This is a genomic window from Actinocorallia aurea (assembly GCF_054783995.1).
Map to the genome: position 1 here is coordinate 20,627 of NZ_BAAGPQ010000019.1, position 18,060 is coordinate 38,686.

Here is an 18,060-nt window from a genome sequence, read left to right on the forward strand (position 1 = left end):
GATCTAGTCACTGTCTAGATCAGCTGAAAGGCGTAACGCGGGACTCGTTATAGTCATTCCCGAGAGGAGGCGCACATCAGCGAACGCGGCTATCACCATGGCGACCTCCGCCGCGCCGTCCTCGACGCGGCGGTCGCGGCCATCGCCCAGTCGGGCACCTCCGGCTGGAGCATGCGGGAACTCGCCCGCCGCGCGGGCGTCTCGCACGCCGCCCCCGCCCACCACTTCGGCGACAAACGCGGCCTCTTCACCGCCCTCGCCGCGGAAGGTTTCGTGCTGTTCGCCGAGGCCCTGCGCGCCGCCGGAAACGACCTCGTCGACCTGGGCGTCGCCTACGTCCGCTTCGCCGTGGCCCACCGCGCCCACTTCGAGGTCATGTTCCGTCCCGACCTCTTCGACGGGGCGTCCCCCGACGTCCGTACCCCCGCCCTCGCCGCCCGCGCCATCCTCGACGAGGCCGCCACCCGCACCCTCCCCACGCCGGACGCCCCCGCCGCGTCCGGCGCCGCCTGGTCGATCGTCCACGGCTTCACCGAACTCTGGCTCCGCGGCGCCCTCCCCGAGTCCCTGGGCCCCGACCCCGAATCCGCCGCCCGCCGCACCCTCACCCTCCTCACCCGCCCCTGATCCTGCGCGAACTGGGCGCTGCCGGGCTCATCGACTTCGCCGCCGCGGTCCGCGACGTGAACGTCGTCTTCGCCTCGGGCTCCGACGACTACGGATTCCGCTCCGCTCCCTGGACGTCCCGGTCCCGTACGGCATCCATCTCGTCGAGTTCGGTTTCACCCCGCCCGGCGCGGACCTGGCCGATGCCGGCGCCCTCGCGGGGTCCGGCGCCGCCCGTGTCTCGGTCGAGGAGGTTCTCCCTCTGGCGGACGCGGCCAAGGCCGACGAGCTGAGCGAGACCGGCCGTCCTCAGGGCAAGATCGTGCTCCTGGTCGCCGAGGCCGGACTCAGGCGTCGGCGAAGAGGGATGCCGCATAGGCGTCGGCGGTGAGGGCCGCGCGGGGGAGGAGGGAGGCCAGGTCGGGGGTCTGGCGTTCCAAGGCGCCGGAGGCGGCGAGGGTTTCGAGGAAGGGGGCGGGGGAGGACCGGGGGACCGCTTTGACCGGGGTGCCGGAGGCGCGGGAGAGAGCCGCGGCGAGGGCGCGGAAGGTCCAGAGGGGGCCGGTGAGGTCGTAGGCGCGGTTCGTGTGGCCGTCGGTGGTGAGGACCCGGACTGCGGCCTCGGCCAGGTCGGCGCGGAACGCGGTGTTGAGGCCCCGGCCGCCGGTCCCGTCGGGCAGCTCGCCGGACGCGACCGCCTCCAGGAGCGACGGGTTGAGGAACGCCTCGCTGTAGAAGGGATTGCGGAGGAAGGTGTAAGGCAGGCCGCTGTCCTCGATCAGCCGTTCTGTCGCGTAGTGCGCGTCGGGAGGACCCGGCCGCTGGGTGCCCGCCCCGAGAAAACTCGTGTAGACGACGCTCCCGACGCCCGCGGACCTGGCCGCCTCCACCGCCGCACTGTGCTGGCCGATGCGCAGCGCGGGGTCGATTTCCGGGGAGGAGATGAGGAGAAGCCGATCGGCCCCGGTGAAGGCCGCGCGCAGGGACGCGGGATCGTCGTAGTCGCCCTGCCTGACGGCGAACCCGCGCGCGGCGAGATCGGAGGCCTTGCCCGCATCCCGCACCGCGGCGGTGATCTCCTCTTGCGGCAGGGCCCTGCGCAGGCCGTCCAGGACGAGCCGGCCGAGCGAACCCCCGGCCGCGGACACGACGATCATGTGTGCACCTCTCCAGCGTTGGAAGATCATCACCATGTCCGGGAGGGTGCCGGGCCGTCAACGGATTTTCGTCAGGTCCCCTCGGGGACGGCCAGGACGGGCAGCGGGGCCGAGGGCTTGATCTCCTCGAGGTGGAGCAGGGTGGTGATGCGCTGGGCGCCCTGGAGGGAGAGCTTCAGGAGGATGCGCTGGAGGTCGGGGACATCGCGGGCCATGATCACGATGATCATGTCGGTCTCGCCCGCGATGATGTCTGCGGTGATCACCTCGGGGATGCCCCGGAGCGTGTCATGGAACGCGCGTTCGAATTTCGGGGTGTGGCGGGCCAGGGAGATCGTCACGTAGACCTTCAGGGGGAACCCGATGAGGGCCGGGTCGAGATCTGCCCGGACCCGGCGGATCACACCCGATTCCTTGAGCTTCCGAATACGGTGCAGGGTCGCCGTGGGGGACAGGCCGACGAGCCGGGCGAGCTCCGCGTTGGTCCGATCGGCGTCGTGCTGGAGCTCGTCCAGCAGTCTGCGGTCGATTTCATCCAGTCCAGCGGCCATATCGCGCAATTTAGTAGCGTTCCGGCCTCGGACATGCCGATTTTGCGCTAGGACTTCCGATCCTTGAGGCATGCGAAACCTACGTTCCGGTCCTCTGATCGCCCTGATCGCCTCTGGCGTGCTGTGGGGGATCACCGTGCCCCTGACGAAGGTCGCCCTTGACGGGCTGGGGCCGATGTGGCTCACCGTCTTGCGCTTCGGGCTCGCCGCCCTGCCGCTCCTGGTGATGGCGGGCCGCACCGAACTCCGCAAGGCGTGGAAACCCAAGATCCTCGCGTGGGGCGCGGTCGGCTACGGAGCGGTGATCGTCCTGCAGAGTGTCGGGATCGCCCGGACCTCGGTCGCGCACGCGTCACTGATCGTCGGTCTGGTCCCCGTGCTGGGCGCGATCGCCGCGGTGATCCTCGGCCGAGGAGGTACCGGCCGGACCGGCTGGATCGGGTTCGGCGTCGCGTTCCTCGGTATCGCGCTCGTCGCCGGCGCGGGCGGCGGCGGCGCCACCCTGTCCGGTGACCTCCTGGTCTTCCTGAGCGCCGCGCTGTCCGCCGCGTTCCTCATGGTCCAGCCCGGCCTGCTCGCCGGACGCCGCCCGCTCGCCGTCACCGCCGTGCAGTTCACCGGCGCGGCGATCGCCGCGGCCCCGTTCGCCTACCTCACCGAAGGCGCCCCTGCCGTCCCCGAGGCCCAGGGCCCGCTGCTCGCGCTGATCGGCCTGGTCATCGCCGGCACCCTGATCCCGTACTGGCTGTTCGCCTACGCCCAGGCGTGGGTGGCCCCCGACCTCGCGGGCTCGTTCCTCAACATCGAGCCGGTGATCGGGTTCGGCATCGGCGTCGTCCTGTTCAGCGACCCGTTCGGCCCCCTGCAGATCGCCGGCGGCGTGGCGGTCATCCTCGGCCTCGTCCTCACCGCCCTCCCGCAGGGAGGCGACGACGCCCCGCCGCCCCCGCCGGAGGGCGCGGTCCCCGCACCGAGGACCGAACGCGTTCTCGCCACCACGGCGAGCGTCTAGATCGACCGCCTTCACCGCGCCCGGAACGGCCCCGGGCGTTGTGCGTTCCGCGGTCGGCTGGTGGAATGGGCTGGTGGACGCGGAGAAGGGCGCGCCCGTCGGACGGCGGGTCGTGCTCGGGATGCTGGGGCTGGGCGCGCTGGGCGTCGCGCTCGGCTCGCGCGCGCAGGAAGGCGTCGGCGAGGTGCTCGCGCCGATCTCGGGGATCATCCCCGCGGCGGGCGGATTCCGGTACTACACGGTCGTCTCGTCGGTCCCGGAGAAGACCGCGCAGACGTACCGGCTGGAGGTCTCCGGCCGGGTCGCCGCGAAGCGGAGCCTCACGCTCGCCGATCTCGCCGACCTTCCGCAGACGGCGCTGACCCGCGACTTCCAGTGCGTCACCGGGTGGCGCGTGAAGGACGTCGCCTGGAGCGGGGTCGCGCTCCCCGACCTCCTGGACGCCTGCGGGGCCGACCCGAAGGCCGCCGCGATCACGTTCACGTCGTTCGACGGCGTGTACACCGAGTCCCTGACGATGGAGCAGGCACGCCGCCGCGACATCCTCGTGGCCACCTCGATGCTCGGCGCGCCGGTCACCCACGACCACGGCGGGCCCGTCCGCCTGTTCGCCGCCCCGATGTACGGCTACAAGTCCCTGAAGTGGCTCGGCGGGATCGAGGTGGTCGACGAGGTGGAGCCCGGGTACTGGGAACTGCGCGGCTACGACGTGGACGCCTGGGTGGGCCGCTCGAACGGGAGGTCCGATGCGCCGACTTCCTAGGTTCGCCCGCGCCGAACGCGCCGTTCACCACGTCACGGCCCTGCTGATGATCGTCTGCCTGGCCACCGCGGCGCTGCTGTACTTCCCGGCGCTGGCCGAACGGGTCGGCCGCCGCGGCCTGCTCAAGCCGATCCACCTGTGGGCGGGGTTCCTGCTGCCGGTCCCGGTCCTGCTCGGCCTGCTGGCGAAGGCGTTCCGCGCGGACGTCCGGCGGCTCAACCGCTTCGCCCCCGCCGACTGGCAGTGGCTGCGCAGCCGCGAGCGCAGGGCCGTCCACGACGGAGTGGGCGTGGTCCCGATCGGCAAGTTCAACCCGGGGCAGAAGCTGAACGCGGCGTTCACCGCGGGCGCGATCCTGGTGATGCTCGGCACCGGCGCGATCATGGCGTTCCCCGACCCCTGGCCGGACGGCTGGCGCACCGGCGCGACGTTCGTCCATGACTGGCTGTTCCTCGCCGTCGCCGTCATGGTCGCGGGGCACCTCTGGTACGCCCTGCGGGACCGCGACGCCCTGGTGGGCATGGCCGTCGGAACGGTCCCGCCCTCCTGGGCCGCCGAACACCATCCCGCCTGGTACCGCGAGGTCACCGCCGACGACGAGACCCCTTCCCAGGCCCGGCCCGAGGCTTGACGCGATCTCGGCGCCAGGGCCCGCGCTCCCCTGGAAGCCGCCGGAGATCGAGCGGTTCGGCGATTCCCGCCGACCGTGTACGACGCGGCGGCCGCTGAACGCGTTTCCGCCGCGTTCGCCGCCCATGTCGACGACGGCGCGATCGCGACCTCGCGGAGCGCCGCCGGCTACGTGGACTCCGCGGCGGCGGGGTGGGGCCCGGGATGGGAGAGGGCGGCGTAGGCGAGGGCGGCGGCCAGTTGGGTGGCGGCGGCGGTGAGCAGGGTGAGGGGGAGGGAGAAGGTGGCCAGGGGCCCGGCCAGGGCGGCGCCGGCGGCGAAGCCGGTGATCTTGAGGCTGGCACCGGTGGTGAAGATCTGGCTGAGGAGGTGGGCGGGGGCCTCGCGGTGGCGGACGGCGAAGAGGGCGGTGAGCTGCGGGCCCTCGCCCAGACCCGCGATGACGGCGGCGGCGACGAGCGCGGCGGGGTGCGCGGTGGCGGCGAGGAGCAGGGCGGCCGCCAGGACCAGGGTGCTGGTCCAGATGACGGTGTCCGGGCGCATCAGGCCGGGGCGGCGGGAGAGCACGAAGTTGGCGGCGAGGGCGGAGGCGGCGACGACGGACAGGTGGAACGCGCCGTTGTCGGCGGCACCGAACGCGCGGGCGCCGAGAAGGGGGACCGAGGCGATCAGCATGCCCTGTCCCGTGCAGGAGACGACCGTCGTCGCCGTCGCGCGGGCCAGGGGGCGGGTGCGGGTGATGGCGCGGAAGCCCGCGGAGACGTCGGCGCGGAGCGGGGACGAGGTCCTCGGGCGTGGCGGCGGCGCGGGCAGCGCCAGCGCCGACGGGACGGCGAGGCAGATCAGCACGAGGGCCACGACCACCCCCGTCGACGCGCCGGCCCATCCCGCGACCGCGCCGGCCAGCGCAGGTCCCGCCAGGCTGGCCACGTTGAACGTCATCGCGTCGAGCGCGGTGGCGCGCGGCAGCCCTTCGGGGGGCACCGCGTGCGGCAGCTGGGAGGTCCAGCCGCCCGACAGCGCGGGCCCCAGCAGCCCGGCGTCGACCGCGATCGCGACGGTGAGGGCGATCGGGGCGCGGCCCAGCGTCAGCAGGATGACGGCGAGTCCCGCCGCGTAGACGGAGAACGCGGCGGCCAGCAGCCGTCCGGGCCGCGCCGCCCGGTCGAGCAGCGCCCCGAAGACCGGCCCGCCGACCGCCGCCGACACCGTGATGCCCGCCAGCAGCGACGACGCGGTCGCGGCGGAACCCGTCGCGGCGAACCCCGCCAGCAGCAGCGCGGGCCCGGACATCGCGTCCCCGGTGCGCGCCGTGACCGCTCCAGGGACATACGACCACAAGGCATACCGCTTCATCACTTGTGGGACGTTACTGTGCGACAACCCCGAACCTCGACCCCTCTGTCGGTTCCGGACCCGACGGTCTTTCTGGGATCTTTTCCGCGTTCGCCGTTGCACGGAGGCCGTCGTGCGGAAGAACAACGTTCAGAAGAACAAGGCTCAGAAGAACAAGGTTCAGAAGACCGAGACGACGCGCCCGCTGCCCCGGAAAGGTCGAAGGACATGGATCTCAATGCGCCCGCCGTGCGCGTCGCCGACCTGCCGACGATCGACACCGAGGTGCTGGTCGTGGGCGCCGGCCCGACCGGGCTCATGGCCGGGCTCGTGTGCGCCGCGCGCGGCCTGCCCGCCCTGGTCGTCGACAAGAAGACCGGCCCCACCCGGGAGTCCCGGGCGCTGGCGGTGCAGGCGAGGACGATGGAGCTCTACGACCAGCTCGACGTGGCCCAGCCCGTCCTCGACGGCGCGAACCCGGTGGTGCGCCTGCGGATCGGGGCGGGCGGCGGTCCCCTCGGGTTCGGTTTCGCGGAGCTCCAGCAGGACGCGACCCGGTTCCCCGGGGTCAAGATCTTCGAGCAGAGCCGCAACGAGCGGCTGCTGGTCGACGCGCTGGCCGAGCGCGGAGGAGAGGTCGCCTGGGGCCACCGGCTCGTGGACCTCGTCGACCGCACGCGCGAGGACGGCCCGGACGGCAGGGTCGAGGCGCTCCTGGAAGGCCCGGACGGGCTGGTCGTGGTGCGCGCCCGCTGGTGCGTCGGCGCCGACGGCGCGGCGTCGACGGTCCGCAGGGAGATCGACCTGCCCTTCGAGGGGGTGACCGACGACGCGACCTTCTGGGTCGCCGACCTCCACGACATCTCCGGAATTCCCGACGACGCCATTTCGGGCCGGTTCGGCGCGGAGACGTTCGCGATCACCTTCCCCCTCGGGCCGGGCGGCCACGCGAGGCTCATCGCCCTGGCCCCGCACGACTCCATCACCCAGGAGGCCGCGCTCCAGGCCGCTCGGGAGGACCTGGGCCTGGCCTTCGGCAGGGTCGACTGGTTCTCCACCTACCGCGTCCACCACAGGGTCGCCTCGCGCTTCCGGCTCGGCTCGGTGTTCCTCGCCGGCGACGCCGCCCACGTCCACTCGCCCATCGGCGGACAGGGCATGAACACCGGGCTGCAGGACGCCCACAACCTCGCCCTCCTCCTGGCCGACGTCGCCCAAGGCCACCTTGACCCATCGGCCCTCGACCGGTACGAGCGCGAACGTCGGCCCGTCGCGGAGAAGCTCATCAACGTCACCGACCGGGCGTTCGGCGTCATCGGGCGTCGCGGCAAGGGCGTCTCCCTGTTCCGCAACCGCTTCGGCTTCCTCGCGGCGCGGCTCCTGCCGCGGATCACCCGCTCCCGCCTCGGCCCCCGCCTGGGCGGCTACCTCGGCCAGTACCGCATCCGCTACCACTATCTGCCCGGCGGCCCGGCCCCCGCGTGGGCGCTGGACCCTGCCGTCGGCCGCCGCCTGCCCCCTTCGGACGCCAATGATGAACCGCTCCGCTCCCTGACCTGGCAGCTCCACACCTACGGCGGCGCGCCCGTCGCCCGCCCCGCACGGCCGCCCTGGATCGAGGGACCGCACGCCTTCGCCGCCGACCCGCACCAAGGGCTCCGCGCCGACCGCCTCTACCTCATCCGCCCCGACGGATTCGTCGCGGCGGCCCTTCCCGTCATCGCCGGCGCCGTCGACCAGCACGCCCTCGACGCCGCGGTGGCGGCCCACCGGCTCCTGGTCTGACCGCCGAGGAAGCGCCCGGCCTTCCGTCCTCGCGGCGGGCGGCTTTCCTTTCCGCGAATGACGTATACATTATTCTTTCCATTGGCGGGTGGGCAGGCGGGAGCGCGGCGAATGTTCATGATGCGGTTCGACATGCGGGCGCCGGAGACCGGGGCGGACGCGGCGGAACTGTACGCGGCCGCCCTCGACATGGCCGAGTGGGGCGAGCGGCACGGCTGTGTCACCGCGATGGTGTCGGAGCACCACGGAGCCGAAGACGGGTTCCTGCCTTCACCCGTCGTCCTTGCGAGTGCGATGGCGGCCCGGACGAAGACGCTGCCCATCACCGTCGCCGTCGTGATTCTGCCGTTGTGCGACCCCGTCCGGCTCGCCGAGGAGATGGCGGTCCTCGACGTCATCAGCCGGGGCCGCGTCATGTACGTCGCGGCCCTCGGCTACCGTCCGGAGGAGTACGCCATGTTCGGCGTCGACTTCCGCGCCCGCGGCGCGCTCGCCGAAGAGAAGCTCGGCGTCCTCCTCAAGGCCAAGACCGGCGACCCGTTCGAGTACGAGGGGCGGCGCGTGCACGTCACGCCCGCGCCGTTCACCGCTGGCGGGCCCATGGTCTCCTGGGGCGGCAGCAGCCGCGCGGCGGCCCGGCGGGCCGGAAGGCACGGCATCGGGTTCTTCGCCCAAGGCGGCGAGCCGGGGCTGGCGGACGTCTATCGCGAGGCGGCCATCGCCGCAGGGCACCGGCCGGGCATGTGCTTCGTACCGACGGTCGAGACGCCGACGACGGTATTCGTCGCCGAGGACGTCGACAAGGCATGGGGGGAGCTCGGCCCCTACCTGATGCACGACGTGCGCTCCTACGCCGCCTGGAACGAGGGTGCGTCCACGACCGCGAGCCTGTCGTTCGCGCGGACCGCGGCGGAGCTGCGCGCGGAGAACCGCAGCCACCGGATCCTGTCGGTCGAGGAGGCCGTCGCGCTCGTCCGCGGAGGCACGATGCTCGCCCTGCACCCGCTGCTCGGCGGACTGCCTCCGGAGATCGCCTGGCGCTACCTGCGCACGGTCTCCGACCAGGTGCTCCCCGCGCTCTCCTGAGAAGGACCTCCGTTCGTCTGCCTGCTGTTCATCTTCCGGTCGTATGCTCGGGCGCCGGACGATGTGGGGCGCCAGAGCAGGGGGATGCCGCTGTGATCAGTGTGGTGGGCGAGGCGCTCATCGACGTGCTCGTGACCGAGGACGACGAGGCGATCGCACGGCCGGGCGGCAGCCCGCTGAACGTCGCGGTGGGCCTCGGCAGACGGGGCGTGCCGGTGGCGCTGCTGACGCGGTTCGGCGCCGACGCCGACGGCGACGCCCTCGCGCGACACCTCCGGGACAGCGCGGTCGAACCGGTCGGTGATCCGCGCGACGCCCTGCCGACGAGCAAGGCCACGGCGCGGCTCGATCCGTCCGGCCGCACGGAGTACACGTTCCAGCTCGACTGGAGCATTCCGGACGTTCCGCTGCCGGAGGCGACGACCTGCCTGCACACCGGATCCCTTGCCGCGCACCTCGCGCCGGGCGCCGACCGCGTCCTCGACCTGCTCCGGGAATGGCACGGCAGGGCCGTCATCTCCTACGATCCGAACTGCAGGCCGTCGCTCATGGGAGATCCGGCCGAGGCCCGGTTGCGCGTCGACGAGTGCGCGGCGCTCGCCGACATCGTCAAGGCCAGCGCCGAGGACCTCGCCTGGCTGCACCCGCAGCTTCCCGCCGAGCAGGTCGCGGCAGGCTGGCTGACCCTGGGGCCGTCCCTCGTCGTGGTGACCCGCGGCGAGAAGGGCGCCACCGCCTACCTCGCCGACGGCACCGTGCCGCAACCGGCCGTCCGCGTGGACGTCGTCGACACGGTGGGCGCGGGGGACGCCTTCACCTCGGGCCTCCTCGCCGGCCTGCACACCCGCGGCCTCCTCACCCGCGAGGCGCTCCGCACCCTCTCCCCGTCGGCCCTCGCCCCCGCCCTGGCCGAGGCGGCCGCCCTCGCCGCCGACACCTGCACCCGCCCCGGCGCCGACCCGCCCCGCTGACCCGCGGATCCGCCTCAAGCGAGGCATCCCGCCCACTGAGCCCTGAGCCGCCGAGTCGCCGTGCGCGGGTCAGGAACGGTGCCAGCGGCCGCCGAGAGACTCGATCCAGGCGAGGGCTTCGTCGGGGTCCGCGGTGAAGGCGGTGAGGGGCACGGTCACCTCGGTGGCGCCCGCCTCGGCGAAGGCGGCCGCCCCGTCCAAGGTCCGGTCGAGGTCCGGAGAGCCGTCCGTCCGGACGACGGGCAAGGTGTGCCGGACCCTGGGGACCTCTCCTGCCCGGCCCGCCTTCGCCCAGGCGTCGCGGATGCGTGCGACGCCGTCGGCCACGCCTTGCGCGGTCTCGCCCATGATCGGGATCCAGCCGTCGCCGAGTTCGGTGGTGCGGCGGAGGTTCCGCGCCGTCAGCGGGCCGCCGAACAGGATCGCGGGACCACCGGGCTGCGCGGGCTTGGGGTCGCACCACAGGCCGGTGAAGGAGACGGTCGGGAGGTCCACGCTCGCCGGGCCGCCCGGCGCCCACAGCGCCTTGGCGGCGGTGACGGTGTCGTCGAGGAGCTGGGCGCGCTCTCCGAAGTCCAGGCCCATCGCGTCGTACTCTTCGCGCTGCCAGCCCGTTCCCACGCCCAGTTCGAGCCGTCCGCCCGACAGGGCGTCGAGCGTCGCGGCGGTCTTGGCGAGCAGCGGCGCGCGGCGCAGGCCGGCGATGAGGACGCCCGTGGACAGGCGGACCCGCGAGGTGGCGCCGGCGATGACCGCGAGCGTCGTCAGGGGCTCCAGCCAGGGCGATCCGTCGGGGAACGCGAAGGTCCCGAAGGGGTAGCGGTCGGTGCGGCCGCCCATCACCACGTGGTCGCTGTGCACGAGCGTGTCGATCCCCGCCGCGTCGGCGGCCTTCGCGAGATCGACGATCCTGTGCTGTTCGTCCGCCCTGTACAGGGTCGTCGCCACCGGCAGGCCCAACGCCAGCCGGGGCCGTCCGCCCGCGACGTCCATTCCGTGCCTCCTGCCCCGGTGCGGCCACTTCGCCTCCGGCATTCTGCGCAGGGAAGATCCACCACATCAAGCGCGCGGTGGGTGCGCCGAGGGGCACCGCGCGCCAGAGCGGGATATTTCCGGATCGACTGGCCGGATCGGGTCGATCGCGCTCAGTTCTGGAGGGACAGGACCGAGCGGATCGCGGAGAGCTCGGTGCGCCAGTCGGCGGGCGAGTGCAGCGGGGCCAGCACGAACTTGGAGAAACCGGCGTCGATGTAGCGGCGGAGTGCGCCTTCGAGGCCGTCGAGGGACGGGACCAGGTCGTCGAGGTCGGCGTCGCTCAGGTCCTTGCGGGGCACGCGGAGAGCGGGCGGGGCGGCGCCGTGGCGGTAGGCGAGGGTGACGCCGAAGTGCTCGGGGTCGATGGCGCGGCCGTGCTCGGCGGCCGTGCGCTCGATGAGGAGGCGGCCGCGTTCGGCTTCGGCGGGCATCAGGAAGGCGGCCAGCCAGCCGTCGGCGAGGCGGCCCGCGCGCCGCAGCTCGGCGTCGGCGGTGCCGCCCATCCACACGTCGAACGCGCCCTTGACGGGCCGAGGCCGCACCGACACCCCCTCGAAGGCGAACCGGGGCCCGTGATGGGTGACGGTCTCCCCGCTCCAGAACCTCCGCAGCAGCGGCAGCAGCTCCTCGAACAGCGCGACCCGCTCGCCGCGCGCGACACCGAACGCCTGGTGCTCGGCGTCGAGGCGCTGGCCGAGCCCGAAGGCGGGCAGCAGCCGCCCTCCCGAAAGCCGGTCCACCGTCGCGAGCTGCTGGGCGAGCAGCGCGGGCTGCCTTCCGGGCAGCGTCATCACCGCGGTGCCGAGCTTGATCCGCTCGGTCACCGCGCTCGCGTGCGCCAGCAGCGCGACGGGATCGCCGCCGGGCCCGGTCGCCCGCTCCGTCACCCAGAGCGAGTCGAAGCCCAACTCCTCAAGGCTCCGGCACAGCCCGGTGAAGTCGTCCCGCGCGGGGCCCCGGGCCCCCGGTGCGTACCCGATACGGATTTTCACCCCTCGATGCTAACCCGCACCTTTTGTCCCTTCCAGGCCTGTTCAGCTCCGGTTCGCGGGGAACAGCGCGGCGAGGGCCGCCGTGAAGGCGCGGGTGAGGGCGGCGGCGTCGACGGCATCGGGGTCGGCCAGGTGCTCGTGGGCGAGGCCGTTGGTGAGCGTGTGGAGGATCAGGGCGGCCGACTCGGTCGGGACCGTCGGGCGCGCGCCCGTGCGGTCCGCGACCTCGGCGATGGTGCGCGCGGCGGCCTCGCGCTGCGCGCGGCGCAGCGGGGCGAGCACCGCGCCGGTCCGCGGGTCGCGGGCGGCGCGCGCGGCGAACTCCAGGCCGAGTCGGGTCCGCTCGGTGTCCTCGACGACGCGGCGGGCCATGAGATGGGCGACGCGGTCGAAGAGTGCGGCCGGATCGTCGATGTCGCGGACGTCGGCGAGGACGTCGGAGAGCTCCGTCGAGGCCGCCTCGGCGAGGACCGCCGCGAAGAGTTCGGGCTTGCCTCCGAAGTTGGAGTAGACGGCGCCCTTGGTGAAGCCGGCGGCCGCCGCGATGTCCTCGATCCTGCTCTCGGTGTAGCCGTGCGCGGTGAAGGCGCGCGCGGCCTCGTCGAGCAGCCGCCGCCGCACCTCGGCGCGGGGGGTGCGCTTCACGGGAACGGGTGGTCCTGGCTCGGTCATGGCGTTAGCATACTCGGAGTATTCGATACTTTGAGTATTGAAATGTCGGAAAGCAACCCCGGGGGTCGTCTTGTCCACCTCTCGTTTCGACCGTGTCCTGCGTGCGGGCGGCGGAGCCGTGCTCCTGCTCGCCGCCCTCTCGGCGTGCGGCTCCTCCGCCGACGAAGCCGTGCCCGAAGACCGCGTCTTCGCCTACGACGGGACCGCGCTCACCATCGCCAAGGACCGCGGCGACCTCGAAGTCGCTCCGGCCGACGTGTCGGGGATCGAGGTGACCCGCTGGTTCACGAAATGGGCCTTCATCGGCTCCGACCCGCGCGCCACCTGGGACCTGCGCGACGGCACCCTCCGCCTCGCCACCGACTGCGACGCCCTCGTCGGCGGCTGCTCCGTCCGCTACCGGATCCTCGTGCCGCGCGGCACCGTCCTGACCGTCGAGGGGGAGAACGGCAGGATCGCCGCCAAGGGCTTCGCGACCGCCCTGACGATCCGCACCCAGAACGGCGCCGTCGCCGTCTCGGACTCCTCGGGACCACTCGACCTGCGCACCGAGAACGGCGAGATCCGCGGCACCGGCCTCGGCTCCGGCCGCGTCAAGGCCCGCACCCAGAACGGATCCGTCCGCCTCACGCACACCGCGGCACCCGCCTCGGTCGACGTCACCACCGAGAACGGAGCCGCCACCCTCGAACTCCCCGACGCCCCTTACCGGCAGTCGCTCAACTCCGAGAACGGCAAAGTCCGCAGCACGCTCCCGAACTCCCCGACAGGCCCCGCCGTCACCGTCCGGACCGAGAACGGCGCCATCACCCTCACCTCCTGAGCCGCCTCGGGAGGGTTCAGGCTCGGTGCGCCGCCGTCCCGCCGTCGGTGACCGGAGACGGCGCGCGTCAGGGACGCCGCCCGAGGGCGCGCGACCACTGAGCACGGCGGCTCGCCGCGTCTGTCAGGGCGCAGTCGCCGCATTTGCCTCCGCCGGGGATCCGGTAGTACAGGCAGCAGGTCGTACGCGTGAAGAACGCGACCCGCGGAGCGGCCTCGGTGAACGAGCCCGTTCCGCGCAGCCTCCCCATGCCGAGAAGCGCGTTCCCCAAGGCGAGCGCTTCGTCGGCCAGGTGGGGGCGGGCCGCCGCCAGCGCGCGCACGGCGCCGCCCAGAGCGGACGCGCTGTTGCCCCACAGCAGGCGGGGCGCCAGTTTCACCTCGCCGAGGACGAGCGCGTTGAGCCGCTCCTGCAACGCCTCGACCGCGCGGTAAAGCTCCCCGGCCGCTTCCACGGGATCGTCCACCGCCCGTCCGGAGATCACGGGCATCCGCATCGGAAGCGGGCCGCCGAGCGCGTCCTTCCACTCAAGGGCGTCCGCACGCCAGTCGAGCAGGACCCGATGCGCCACGAGCGCCCCCAGAACCGGCGACCACACCCTCGCCGCGATCCCCAGATGCACGACGGACGCCGCGACCCGCGCCTCGTCGGTCCCCATGTGCCCCGCGGCCGCCGCGACGCGCGCCGCGAAGCTCGCCTCGTCACCGAACAGCTCATCGAGCGGCCTCCACGGGCCCCCAGGAGCATCCCCGCCATAAAGATGGAAATACCCACTGATCTCCGACACGTCAGAGACCACCGCTTCCAGCGCCATCCGGCCCTTCCATCCCGCCCAGCCCCGAACCCCGCACCAGACGCTCTGCCGCTCCCGACCCCTGGCCGAATCCTCCGCCGAGTCTACTTCGGCCTCCCCGCCTTTCACTGTCCGAGCCTCGCGCCCCACGCTTCCAGCCGAGTCGCGCCCTCGCGGCGGGAAGGGCCGCAGGCAGGGGGCCGTCCTGCCTTGGCGGGAGCGGGGTCAGGCGCTGTGGGCGGTGATCCAGGTGGCGAGGGCTTCGGTGTCGGCGCGGGTGAGGCCGTGGCCGCCGGGGGAGCGGAGGGCGGTGACGGCGGCGCCCGACCCCTCGTGGAGGTACTTCCAGGTCCGGGCCTGGAGGTCGACGGGGATCACCGTGTCGGCGTCACCCTGCGCGACCAGGACGGGGACTCCGGCGAGGCGTCCAGGGTCCGTCGGGATTCCGGCGTCGAAAGGCAGCGTCGCGTACAGGGTGGCGAGGCCGGTGAAGCGGTCCGGCGCGTCCAGGAGGACACCGCCCGCGAAGGTCGCGCCGCCGCTGAAGCCGACGAGGATGACGGGGCGGCCTGCCTTCGCGACTTCGTCGAGCCATTCGCGGAACCAGGCGATGCCTTCACTGAGGGACGCGGCGAGCGGGCGGCCGATGCCGCGGTTGGCGAACCACGCGTAGCCGCCGCCTTCGCTGATGGGGCCCCGTACCGCCGCGTAGGCGACGTCTTCGGGGAGGAGGTCGGCGAGCCCGATGATGTCCCGCTCGTTCGAGCCTCGCCCGTGCAGGAGCACGACGAGCGGCTTAGTCGTCTTGTCTTCGCCGTGCCAGAGCACGGTCGGCCGCACTCGCGTGCTCACGCGCCCACCCCCTCGCTTTTCGTCCGAAATACTTCAACCTTGAAGGAAGGTAGCCGGGTTTAGTTCAAGCGTCAACTAAGCTTGGCGGGTGACCGAACACGTGCGCCCCGGAACGGACGAAGAGGGCGTCCGGTGGCTCACCCCGGAGCAGCGCCTTGCGTGGCTCGACATGGTCCGCGTCATCACGACGCTGCCCGCCTCCCTCGACGCGCAGCTGGAACGCGACGCGGGGCTGAGCTTCTTCGAGTACCACGTGCTATCGATGCTCTCGGAGCTCCCCGACCGGACGCTCCGGATGAGCCGCCTCGCCCAGCTCACCAGCTCCTCGCTCTCGCGGCTGTCGAACGTCGCCAAACGGCTGGAGGGGCGCGGCCTGCTGTGCCGCCGGCCCGACCCCGACGACCGCAGGGCCACCCTCGCCGTCATCACGGACGAGGGCGCGCGCCTCGTCGAGGAGGCCGCGCCGGTCCACGTGGCGCACGTCCGCGCGCTCGTCATCGACGCCCTCGCACCCGAGCAGCTGGCGCAGCTCCGCACCGCACAGCAGGCCGTGCTGGCCAGGCTCGACCCGACGGCCGCCACCCGCCCGGAGTGGCTCGACGGCTGAATCCCGCGACCCCGGATCCGCATCGACGGGGGTGGCTTCTGCGTTCGCCAGGTCGGCTGTCCAGCGCGGCCGGAGGCGGCGCTGAGATTTTTCGCTTTTTATTTTTCGGGCGAAGCGTGATGTGGTGGGATTTCGGGCGGAATGTATTTTGCTAATGTCGGGATCGCCGTCGGAATTTCCCGCCGGGTGGTGTGTTCTTGCTCCTGTGTTGAGGTGAATTCATGCGCGGTTCCGAGTTTGTCCGCTCTGGTCTTGTGATACTGGCCGTCGCCTCTCTGATCTGCGGCGTCTTCGCCGCTCCGGCGCAGGCCGTCCGCCTGCGGAAATATGTGGCGCTCGGGGATTCGTTCGCCGCGGGTCCCGGAATTCCACGGGAAGTCAATGAGAAGTGCGAAAGGTCGAGCCGCAATTACGCGCAGGTGCTCGCCCAGGGCCGCCTGGCGCTGACGGACGTCACCTGCAAAGGCGCCACCACCGACGCGCTCTTCTACCGGCAGAAGGCGGGCGTCGCCGCGCAGCTCGACGCGCTCACCGCCGACACCGAACTCGTCACGCTCACCGTGGGCGGCAACGACATCGGGTTCGGCGGCATCCTCCGGACCTGCGTCTTCGCCTCGTTCCTGCGCGGCTGCGAGCGGATCTTCACCGCCAACGGCAAGGACCGCATCGAGACGAAGATCGCCGCGACGGCCCCGAAGATCGACAAGGCGATCGAGCGGATCCGGGCCAAGGCCCCACGCGCCGTGATCGTCCTCGTCGGCTACCTGCGGCTGCTGCCCGACACCGCGCGCTGCGGCAAGTCCGTCGCCGTCAAACCCGAGGACATCCCCTACCTGGCCGCCAAGGAGCGCAGCCTGAACACGATGCTGGCCCGCCGCGCCGCCGCGGCAGGCATCCTCAGCGTCGACCCCTACGCCGCCAGCACAGGCCACGACGCCTGCCGCTCGCGCACCACCCGCTGGACCGAGCCCATGCGCGACCCATCCGGGGCGATCGCGATGCACCCCAACGCCCGAGGCATGGACGCGGTCGCCCGACTCATCTACCTGACCCTCGACCGCTGACCCACCCGAGCGCCCGAACGCGAACCGGCGAGGCGAGACTTCGCCCCCGCCGTGGGCCGACGTCGCCCCCGGCGGCCGCCGCCAGCACCATCCCGCGTCGGCCTCATCCACGACGGCCCGACAGCGGCCCGACTGTGTTGGGCCGGCAGGGGTGGTCTGGCCTTGGGGCGGGAATGCGGTGGTTCGACGGTGGTGAGCCGCCCATTGTCGGGGCTTCGCTGAGGAGGCGTAGGGAAGGGGGCCGGTTTCAGGAGAGCGGCCTCGGCCGTGCCGCGAGGCGGGTGAGGTTCCAGAGCCATCGGGCGGGTCGGATCTGAGTGGGAGCGCTCATGCGCGGGAGCCTTCACGCATCGACCCTGGGGCCGTGCGCATCAGACTTCGCTTCCGTTTCGGCCTCCGAGCCTTCGTCGCCTCCGCCTACACGCTCGTTGTCCTCGCTGCCTCCCTCGTCACGTACCTCTCCGCACGCGACGGTCCGGGCAGCATCCCGGTGTTCCTCCTCGTAGATCTCCCTCTCAGGGCCGTCCTCCCCGTGCCGGACCTGCCGAAGTGGGGATCCTCGGCGACCTCGTGATGCCCACGACCGCGGGACTCCTCCAAGCGTCCGCCCTCTGGGCGCTCTCCCTCCTCCCCGCACCCGAGTCCCACCGGAACGCCCAGGCCACCGGAACGCCCAGGCCACCGGCCACACGGGGAGGAGGGGAGGTCACCGGCGGGGGAGGGCGGGGATGAGGACGGCGGCGACGGCCACGTGGGCGAGGAGGAGGGTCAGGCGGGAGGCGGTGTCCGCCGCGCCGAGGGGGCCGAGGAGGGAGAGCGCCGAGACGGCGAGGGCGATCAGCGTCCAGGCGAAGCGGGGACGGGCGGCGCGGCGCTCCAGGACCGCAAGGAGGGCCCAGCCGGCGAGGCCCGCGACCGCGGCCGCGGCGGCGAACGACCCGGGGCCGACGGACCTGGTGCCGCCGCCCGATATGACGTCCAGCGACACGTCAAGGCACGGCACCGCGACGATCCAGACGAGGAGCGCGGCGGCAGGACCTGCGACGACAGAAAGGAGGAATCTCCGCACAGTGGTGTTCATGCCGCAAGGGTCGCCCGGGGAGCGTCGAGCCCACATCGGGCTTCCGGCCGCGCATCCCCCCACGAAAGTAGGGGTCACCACCTACTTTCGGGGCCAAGCGCTGCCCGATCAGGTCGCCCGGCCTGCGTGAGAGCTCGGCGACCTGCCGACGCCGCCCTGGGCACCGCGAGCGTCGTCGACGGCGCTGACGAGCCCATTTCTCGGCCGGCGCCGCGTCACGGAAGGTGCTCGCGGACGCGGCTCGT

General features: G+C 72.7%; 21 protein-coding genes. 12 read left to right on the plus strand and 9 right to left on the minus strand.

Features of this window, described 5'->3' with window-relative positions; genetic code table 11:
- Positions 1-75: 75 nt before the first annotated feature.
- On the plus strand, positions 76-627 hold the full coding sequence (locus tag ACYVOM_RS23260) for a TetR/AcrR family transcriptional regulator (RefSeq protein WP_460305730.1): 552 nt from the start codon (positions 76-78) through the stop codon (positions 625-627).
- Positions 628-760: 133 nt separating this feature from the next.
- Complete coding sequence (locus tag ACYVOM_RS23265; protein WP_460305731.1) at positions 761-997, plus strand: zinc-binding dehydrogenase; 237 nt, start codon at positions 761-763, stop codon at positions 995-997.
- Here the strand turns inward: ACYVOM_RS23265 and ACYVOM_RS23270 are convergent.
- Together ACYVOM_RS23270 and ACYVOM_RS23275 are read right to left on the minus strand one after the other, a co-directional pair.
- Positions 954-1,763: an NAD(P)H-binding protein gene (locus tag ACYVOM_RS23270; RefSeq protein WP_460305584.1), complete on the minus strand. Its 810-nt coding sequence runs from the start codon at positions 1,761-1,763 to the stop codon at positions 954-956. The two genes, ACYVOM_RS23265 and ACYVOM_RS23270, sit on opposite strands and share 44 nt — an antisense overlap.
- 71 nt (positions 1,764-1,834) lie before the next feature.
- Positions 1,835-2,314, minus strand: a complete 480-nt coding sequence (locus tag ACYVOM_RS23275) for an Lrp/AsnC family transcriptional regulator (RefSeq protein ID WP_460305585.1) — start codon at positions 2,312-2,314, stop codon at positions 1,835-1,837.
- Positions 2,315-2,384: 70 nt separating this feature from the next.
- Between ACYVOM_RS23275 and ACYVOM_RS23280 the strand changes: the two genes are divergently transcribed.
- From ACYVOM_RS23280 to ACYVOM_RS23290, 3 genes are all read left to right on the plus strand, one after another.
- A complete protein-coding gene (locus ACYVOM_RS23280) occupies positions 2,385-3,326 on the plus strand; it encodes a DMT family transporter (RefSeq protein ID WP_460305586.1) in 942 nt (313 codons plus the stop codon).
- A 73-nt stretch (positions 3,327-3,399) separates the two neighbouring features.
- Positions 3,400-4,089 carry a molybdopterin-dependent oxidoreductase gene (locus ACYVOM_RS23285; RefSeq protein WP_460305587.1) on the plus strand — a complete coding sequence of 230 codons (690 nt, stop codon included), beginning with the start codon at positions 3,400-3,402 and terminating at the stop codon, positions 4,087-4,089.
- A complete protein-coding gene (locus ACYVOM_RS23290) occupies positions 4,073-4,720 on the plus strand; it encodes a cytochrome b/b6 domain-containing protein (protein ID WP_460305588.1) in 648 nt (215 codons plus the stop codon). Before ACYVOM_RS23285 ends, ACYVOM_RS23290 begins: the two co-directional genes overlap by 17 nt.
- A 167-nt stretch (positions 4,721-4,887) precedes the next feature.
- Here the strand turns inward: ACYVOM_RS23290 and ACYVOM_RS23295 are convergent, their stop codons facing one another.
- Positions 4,888-6,075, minus strand: a complete 1,188-nt coding sequence (locus ACYVOM_RS23295; RefSeq protein ID WP_460305732.1) for an MFS transporter — start codon at positions 6,073-6,075, stop codon at positions 4,888-4,890.
- A 207-nt stretch (positions 6,076-6,282) separates the two neighbouring features.
- On the opposite strand from ACYVOM_RS23295, the gene ACYVOM_RS23300 reads away from it, so the two are divergent.
- The 3 genes from ACYVOM_RS23300 (at position 6,283) to ACYVOM_RS23310 (ending at position 9,896) form a co-directional block, all read left to right on the plus strand.
- Positions 6,283-7,839, plus strand: a complete 1,557-nt coding sequence (locus tag ACYVOM_RS23300) for an FAD-dependent monooxygenase (protein ID WP_460305589.1) — start codon at positions 6,283-6,285, stop codon at positions 7,837-7,839.
- 111 nt (positions 7,840-7,950) lie between these two features.
- Positions 7,951-8,925 (plus strand): LLM class flavin-dependent oxidoreductase, encoded by a 975-nt coding sequence (locus ACYVOM_RS23305; RefSeq protein ID WP_460305590.1) that lies wholly within the window; start codon positions 7,951-7,953, stop codon positions 8,923-8,925.
- Positions 8,926-9,017: 92 nt separating this feature from the next.
- Positions 9,018-9,896 carry a carbohydrate kinase family protein gene (locus tag ACYVOM_RS23310; protein WP_460305591.1) on the plus strand — a complete coding sequence of 293 codons (879 nt, stop codon included), beginning with the start codon at positions 9,018-9,020 and terminating at the stop codon, positions 9,894-9,896.
- Positions 9,897-9,965: 69 nt separating this feature from the next.
- Here ACYVOM_RS23310 and ACYVOM_RS23315 read toward each other — a convergent pair whose 3' ends face one another.
- The 3 genes from ACYVOM_RS23315 to ACYVOM_RS23325 all read right to left on the minus strand — a co-directional run bounded on the left by ACYVOM_RS23315 (position 9,966) and on the right by ACYVOM_RS23325 (position 12,595).
- On the minus strand, positions 9,966-10,889 hold the full coding sequence (locus ACYVOM_RS23315) for a TIGR03619 family F420-dependent LLM class oxidoreductase (protein ID WP_460305592.1): 924 nt from the start codon (positions 10,887-10,889) through the stop codon (positions 9,966-9,968).
- Between the two features lie 152 nt (positions 10,890-11,041).
- Positions 11,042-11,923 (minus strand): LLM class flavin-dependent oxidoreductase, encoded by an 882-nt coding sequence (locus ACYVOM_RS23320; protein ID WP_460305593.1) that lies wholly within the window; start codon positions 11,921-11,923, stop codon positions 11,042-11,044.
- Positions 11,924-11,965: 42 nt separating this feature from the next.
- The gene (locus ACYVOM_RS23325) at positions 11,966-12,595 is read right to left on the minus strand and encodes a TetR/AcrR family transcriptional regulator (RefSeq protein ID WP_460305594.1); all 630 of its coding nucleotides are present in this window, start codon (positions 12,593-12,595) and stop codon (positions 11,966-11,968) included.
- Positions 12,596-12,665: 70 nt separating this feature from the next.
- Here ACYVOM_RS23325 and ACYVOM_RS23330 point away from each other — a divergent pair, with 70 nt between their 5' ends.
- Positions 12,666-13,418, plus strand: a complete 753-nt coding sequence (locus ACYVOM_RS23330; protein ID WP_460305595.1) for a DUF4097 family beta strand repeat-containing protein — start codon at positions 12,666-12,668, stop codon at positions 13,416-13,418.
- Between the two features lie 67 nt (positions 13,419-13,485).
- Here ACYVOM_RS23330 and ACYVOM_RS23335 read toward each other — a convergent pair whose 3' ends face one another.
- Together ACYVOM_RS23335 and ACYVOM_RS23340 are read right to left on the minus strand one after the other, a co-directional pair.
- A complete protein-coding gene (locus ACYVOM_RS23335) occupies positions 13,486-14,232 on the minus strand; it encodes a (2Fe-2S)-binding protein (RefSeq protein ID WP_460305596.1) in 747 nt (248 codons plus the stop codon).
- A gap of 204 nt (positions 14,233-14,436) precedes the next feature.
- On the minus strand, positions 14,437-15,063 hold the full coding sequence (locus ACYVOM_RS23340; RefSeq protein WP_460305597.1) for an alpha/beta hydrolase: 627 nt from the start codon (positions 15,061-15,063) through the stop codon (positions 14,437-14,439).
- 88 nt (positions 15,064-15,151) lie between these two features.
- Here ACYVOM_RS23340 and ACYVOM_RS23345 point away from each other — a divergent pair, with 88 nt between their 5' ends.
- The 3 genes from ACYVOM_RS23345 to ACYVOM_RS23355 all read left to right on the plus strand — a co-directional run bounded on the left by ACYVOM_RS23345 (position 15,152) and on the right by ACYVOM_RS23355 (position 17,308).
- A complete protein-coding gene (locus tag ACYVOM_RS23345) occupies positions 15,152-15,670 on the plus strand; it encodes a MarR family winged helix-turn-helix transcriptional regulator (protein ID WP_460305598.1) in 519 nt (172 codons plus the stop codon).
- Positions 15,671-15,891: 221 nt separating this feature from the next.
- Positions 15,892-16,734, plus strand: coding sequence for an SGNH/GDSL hydrolase family protein (locus ACYVOM_RS23350; protein ID WP_460305599.1), 843 nt, complete (start codon positions 15,892-15,894; stop codon positions 16,732-16,734).
- Positions 16,735-17,098: 364 nt separating this feature from the next.
- Positions 17,099-17,308 (plus strand): hypothetical protein, encoded by a 210-nt coding sequence (locus ACYVOM_RS23355; protein WP_460305600.1) that lies wholly within the window; start codon positions 17,099-17,101, stop codon positions 17,306-17,308.
- Between the two features lie 132 nt (positions 17,309-17,440).
- On the opposite strand, the gene ACYVOM_RS23360 is transcribed toward ACYVOM_RS23355, so the two are convergent.
- The gene (locus ACYVOM_RS23360; RefSeq protein WP_460305601.1) at positions 17,441-17,815 is read right to left on the minus strand and encodes a DUF6069 family protein; all 375 of its coding nucleotides are present in this window, start codon (positions 17,813-17,815) and stop codon (positions 17,441-17,443) included.
- Between the last annotated feature and the right edge of the window lie 245 nt (positions 17,816-18,060).